We start from the raw sequence: 5,733 nt of genomic DNA on the forward strand, positions 1-5,733 counted from the left end.
CCGTATTTTATAAGGCGGAATACCTTGTAGATACATTGTGACAGCTTCAATTTGTACTTCTTTTGAAAACATAGTAAAACCCCGTAAGTTTTGGAAATTACTCCAACTTACGGGGTTCAGTTCACCACCTGGAATGGCCATTGAACTCCGAATGTCGGGCTCGAACCGACGACAGCACGATTAACAGTCGTGTGCTCTACCAACTGAGCTAATTCGGAATGATGCATCGCGACGTCCTATCCTCGCAGGAGGCGATCCTCCAACTACTTTTGGCGCTACTGAGCTTAACTACTGTGTTCGGTATGGGAACAGGTGTGACCTCAGTGCCGTCATCACGACACGATAATGTAAGTATGTCACTCACAGAAGATAATATTAGCTTGAAACCTCAAATTTGTCAACATTTTCACGCGAACATGACTAACAAAGAATTTTCAATCTGTTTGACCCATAAAAAAGTCTGAAATCTATAATTTCTTAGATTTCAGACTTTTAGACTAAACCAGTTATTTAATATTTTCTATTGATTGGCAACATTTTCTCGTAGGATATCATGCAGGCGTTCATACAAGATACCAACTCTTAAGCCACTCGTTGAAAAAGTAATTTTTTCGGAATCCAAATAATTCATTAAGAGAATTACAGGTATCAAACCACCAACAATAATATCGGCACGATCTTTACTGATACCAGGTACCTCTTTGCGTCCTTCAAAGTCCAAACTAATAATGTCCTCAAATGTTTTGTTCACTTGCGTATCTTTAATTTGGTAACCGTGAACATCTTCCATATTGAATAGTCGATCACGACGCCGATTAATCTTAGCAAGCGTACGATTGCTACCGCCCAAGCCAATAATTGGCAGGTTCAAACCATTCTTTAACCACCAAATATTTTGGAAGATTTCATTAATTGAGATAACAGCTTTGAATAATTCAGAAGCCGAAACATGGTTACCTAAGTCATATTCAGAAGAAATAGTAACAGAACCGATTGGAATACTAATTAGGTTAGTCACTTCACCGTTCTGAACCAGCACAATTTCAATACTTGCTCCACCCGTATCAATTAGAATAGCGTTGGTAATCGGCAAAGTTTCAGTCACCCCGATATAGTCATAATAGGCTTCTTGTGTACCCGAAATAACTTCTAGATTAATCCCAATCTCTGACTTGACCTGTTTCAAAAATGCCTTTTGATTTGATGCCTGGCGTACCGCAGCCGTTGCAACAGCCTTAATGCGAACATTATCTAATTTTTTATAGATATCTTTGAATGAATGCAAAGCTTTCATTGTTCGTTCAATAGCTGCTGGTTGTAAGATTTTCTTTTCACCCATATTTTCAGATAAACGCACAAACTCCTTCATATGCGTCAATGTTTCATGCGTACCATCTTCATTAATACGGGTAATTGTCATTCGAACTGAATTAGATCCCAAATCAATTACTACAAAGTTTTCCATTAAACTTCCTTTCTATTATTACGTCGATTATCTTTCCTCACCAAACGGATCATGTTGATTTTCTGGACTCATCATCGGTTGAAACTGATTTGGATTTTGCTTATGTGAATCCAACTGCTGCTTCTCTGCCCACTTTGTTGCTTGCACAGCAAAATAATCTTGCGCATCTAATGAAGCCCGACCCCGACGATCGACCCGATTGTATGTGCCATCAACATCGAGTACCCGTGTTCTCACATTATCATCCCACAATGTTTGATAAATCGATAAAACACGTTGTACCAAATCAGGCTGTTCAACTGGAAACAGTTGTTCAACCCGTCGATTTAAGTTTCTTGTCATCAAATCAGCTGACGATAAGTAAACTTGCTTCTCACCTTCAAAATCAAAAATATAAATTCGACTATGTTCCAAAAAACGTCCGACAATTGAATGCACACTGATTGACTCACTGATTCCTTTAATACCAGGTTTCAAACAACAAATTCCCCGAATCAGTAGATCAATTTTTACACCAGCATGCGATGCTTCGTACATTTTAGCAATCATTTCCTGATCAGACAAAGAATTCATCTTCATCTGAACATGTACTGGCCGACCGAATTGTGCATAACTAATGGCCTGGTCTAACTTATCAATAATAAATTCTCGAATGCCGTTTGGCGAAATATGAAGTTTATGAAAGTATGGTGGCTGAGAATAACCCGATAACATATTAAATATATTTGTCACATCGATACCGATATTATTATTTGCCGTCAACAAGCCAATATCCGTATAGAAATGAGCTGTACTATCGTTATAATTTCCGGTCCCTAAATGAACATATCGTCGAATACCACTTTCTTCACGTCGTACAACTAATGACAATTTAGAATGTGTTTTTAAACCAACCAACCCATAGATTACATGACATCCCATGCGTTCAAGTTGACGTGCCCAGTGCACGTTATTTTCTTCATCAAACCGTGCTTTGACCTCAACCAAAACAGTCACCTGTTTACCATTTTGTGCCGCACGACCCAAATATTTAATAATTGGTGAATTACCTGACACCCGATATAGGGTCATTTTAATTGCTAAGACATCTTTATCAGTAGATGCTTGACGAATAAATTCCACCACTGAATCAAATTTATCATATGGATGCTGCATTAACCGGTCTCGTTCTTGTATCGATTCGAAAATATTATGCTCATCATCGAGGTCTGTATCCTGATAAGCTTGAAATGGCGGATACTTTAATTCATCTTTGTCAGTTACTGTGCTATACAGTTTACCTAAGAAGTTTAAATCAACCGGACCATTAACCTCATAAACCGAATCTTCGTCAGTTCCTAATTCACGCACCAGCCGTTTCCGCAACTTTTTACTAATATCAGATTCAACTTCTAGCCGAATGACTTTTCCATGTTCGCGTAACTTTAACTGCTGTTGTACTTCCTTCAATAAATCAGATGTATCCTCTTCAGCCACATCCAAATCCATATCACGAATGACTCGGAAAGTAGATACATCATGAATATCGTAATTAACAAATAATTGGTCAACAAATTTCTTAATGATATCTTCTAATAAAATAAAATCATTCTCTGCCTTTGGTAGTCTGACAACACGTGGAAAAATACTTGGCACTTGCAGTGTCGCATATAACGACTTATCATGCCCTTTTTTACTCAAGCGCAATGATAAGTTGATCGTGTCGTTACCAATAAATGGAAAAGGACGAGATGTATCATCTGCCATTGGTGTTAGAACCGGATACAGTTCATCATGAAAATAACTCTTTATGAATTGCAACTGTTCATCATTTAATTCTTCAACTCGTAATAAATTAATGCCCACCTGCTTAATTGCTGGCAATAAAATACGATTCAACGTCGTATATTGCTTAACCAATTGTTCATGGGCTTTATCATTAACAGCCTTTAATTGTTGGGCTGCTGATAATCCTGACGCATCATGACCATCCCATTTGACTTCAACTAGCTTTGCTAAAGAGGCCACTCGAACCATCACAAATTCATCCATATTACTCTGTGTAATTCCCAAAAATTTGAGTCGTTCTAATAATGGATTATGCTTATTACGTGCCTCTTCAAGCACCCGATCATTAAAATCTAACCAGCTTAACTCGCGGTTAGTATAAAATTGTGGGTCTTCATAATCAATTTCTGTCATTATTTAACCCCCCTCTGTTTTAATACTGCTTTTCGGCCATATGTTTCTTGAAAAAAATGACTTTTAGAATTAAAAATCCAATTTTCATAGGCCAAATTGTCATTACTGTAGGCCGAAATCACGACACTTTTACTTTTTATTGATACTGAAATTTTCTTAATCTTTTGCTGGCGATCATCATCTAATGCGTCTGCTAAACGCAGAATTGCCGCTAACTTTGAAATCAATCGTCTATTATCTGCAGAAATTTGGCTAAAATGACTCAAATCCTCACTTGGTGTAGTTGAACTATGATACTTCGCAATTGCAGCCACGATTTCCAACTCTTCACTAGATAAGCCAATAATATCCGAATGTCTAATAATATACTCAGAATGTAAGTAATGAGAGTGAACACCAATATAATTACCCACATCATGTAAAATAGCAGCAATTTCTAATAGTACCAACTCTCGCTTCCCCAGTGTATGGAGTGGTTTTAATTGAATAAATAAATGGCGAGCAAATTTAGTAACAAGTTCGCGGTGAATTGGTTCAACATCATAGTGGTCTGCTAAATTTACAGCCATGGTAATTATTTGGTCAGTAAAATCATGTTTTGAAAAACCGAGAATAACTTCTTCATCGTTAACAATACCATCAACAATTTCTGAGTCTGAAAAACTAATTTGTCTAGCACTAGTTAACTGAATAATCCGCCGAATCAATAATAATTCTGGCAATATCAGTGGTACTGCATCTTCGTTAACCTGCAGCTGATTAATCAGGTACTGGTCTGAAGCATCTACCATGTCATCAACTAAATCATTAAAAACCGCAATCGAAAAAGCTGGTTTCTTCTCCTGCTTAAGGTATTGTGTGACTAAATTTTTAATCGGCGATGTCCCTAATAGAATAATTTGGGAATTTGCTTTTGCTGATGCAGCACGACCAAGAATACCAATATCAAAATCTTTTAATTTACTATCAATATAATCATTCAAGACACTAATAGAGTTGGGTGCAGATTGTCGTAAACTTTCTAAATCTTCCGAAATTTTGATTGGTCCTATTGCAAAATTAGTCGATGTTACAAAGTTACCATTATCAAAACGAGTAACGGATGTATTTCCTGAGGTAATACCAACCAAGTAGGCAATACCTTCACTATCCTCATGATCTCTTTTAAGTTCCAGAGAAATGTTTTGATTACGATAATATGCTTCGTCACTCATTGATAGCCATCGAACTTCAATACCTGTATGTAAGAAAAACTGATCCGCCATAAAGTCAGCATTCAGTGCCTGTGATAAAGCCTGACTACCCCATAATTGATAATTTTCAACGCCATAATCACGTAGTATCTGGATAAAGCCAGTTAGCGCTTCAACAATTTTATTAACTGATTCAAATCTAACTGGTTGTTGATGGTAGACATCATCACCCAAATTAATTTCTTTTACAACTTTTTCAAGAGACTTATGTGTTTTTAAATTAACAATCAACAATTCCACCCCAGTAACGTTGACTGTCATAACGCCAAAGTATTTTTTATTCATTTGGAGTCTCCCCAATCCTTCTTTTCGAATTATAATTCTTATATGATAGTATACAATAAATTGTCAAATTTAATCTGCAAAAATGGATTAATGGCATAAAAAAACATGATACTTCCTCTAATACCAAGGTCTCATAGTTTAAAGAACCTATGCAAGCGTGCACATCGATTTTAAAAATTTCTATATACAAAAAGCTCCTATAAACCTTGATAACAAGATTTATAGGAGCTACACGCATGCCGACTGGGGGATTCGAACCCTCGACCTACGGTTTACGATACCGTTGCTCTACCAACTGAGCTAAGTCGGCAATTACTCCGAATGTCGGGCTCGAACCGACGACAGCACGATTAACAGTCGTGTGCTCTACCAACTGAGCTAATTCGGAATGATGCATCGCGACGTCCTATCCTCGCAGGAGTCGATCCTCCAACTACTTTTGGCGCTACTGAGCTTAACTACTGTGTTCGGTATGGGAACAGGTGTGACCTCAGTGCCATCATCACGACACGTTTTATTGAGTGAACTTAGTTCCCTCAAAACTGAATC

General features: G+C 37.3%; 3 protein-coding genes, 3 tRNA genes and 2 rRNA genes. All 8 read right to left on the reverse strand.

What is annotated here, in order from left to right; all coding sequences use genetic code 11:
* Positions 1–145: 145 nt before the first annotated feature.
* Positions 146–218: transfer RNA gene (locus NGR58_RS09795), tRNA-Asn, on the reverse strand.
* A gap of 5 nt (positions 219–223) precedes the next feature.
* Positions 224–340, reverse strand: a 5S ribosomal RNA gene (gene rrf / locus NGR58_RS09800).
* Positions 341–520: 180 nt separating this feature from the next.
* Positions 521–1,465: a Ppx/GppA family phosphatase gene (locus NGR58_RS09805; RefSeq protein ID WP_258089319.1), complete on the reverse strand. Its 945-nt coding sequence runs from the start codon at positions 1,463–1,465 to the stop codon at positions 521–523.
* A gap of 27 nt (positions 1,466–1,492) precedes the next feature.
* A complete protein-coding gene (locus NGR58_RS09810) occupies positions 1,493–3,646 on the reverse strand; it encodes an RNA degradosome polyphosphate kinase (protein ID WP_258089320.1) in 2,154 nt (717 codons plus the stop codon).
* On the reverse strand, positions 3,646–5,184 hold the full coding sequence (locus NGR58_RS09815) for an HD domain-containing protein (RefSeq protein ID WP_258089321.1): 1,539 nt from the start codon (positions 5,182–5,184) through the stop codon (positions 3,646–3,648). The genes NGR58_RS09810 and NGR58_RS09815 overlap by 1 nt, the downstream gene beginning before the upstream one ends.
* 237 nt (positions 5,185–5,421) lie before the next feature.
* Positions 5,422–5,494, reverse strand: a tRNA-Thr gene (locus NGR58_RS09820).
* Positions 5,495–5,499: 5 nt separating this feature from the next.
* Positions 5,500–5,572, reverse strand: a tRNA-Asn gene (locus NGR58_RS09825).
* A gap of 5 nt (positions 5,573–5,577) precedes the next feature.
* Positions 5,578–5,694, reverse strand: a 5S ribosomal RNA gene (gene rrf / locus NGR58_RS09830).
* Between the last annotated feature and the right edge of the window lie 39 nt (positions 5,695–5,733).

The organism is Weissella fangxianensis, assembly GCF_024718545.1.
Lineage (GTDB): Bacteria > Bacillota > Bacilli > Lactobacillales > Lactobacillaceae > Weissella > Weissella fangxianensis.

Excerpts from the sequence above, each read along its gene's own strand:
- NGR58_RS09805 (WP_258089319.1), bottom strand. The coding sequence starts at position 1,465 with ATGGAAAACTTTGTAGTAATTGATTTGGGATCTAATTCAGTTCGAATG.
- NGR58_RS09810 (WP_258089320.1), bottom strand. The coding sequence starts at position 3,646 with ATGACAGAAATTGATTATGAAGACCCACAATTTTATACTAACCGCGAG.
- NGR58_RS09815 (WP_258089321.1), bottom strand. The coding sequence starts at position 5,184 with ATGAATAAAAAATACTTTGGCGTTATGACAGTCAACGTTACTGGGGTG.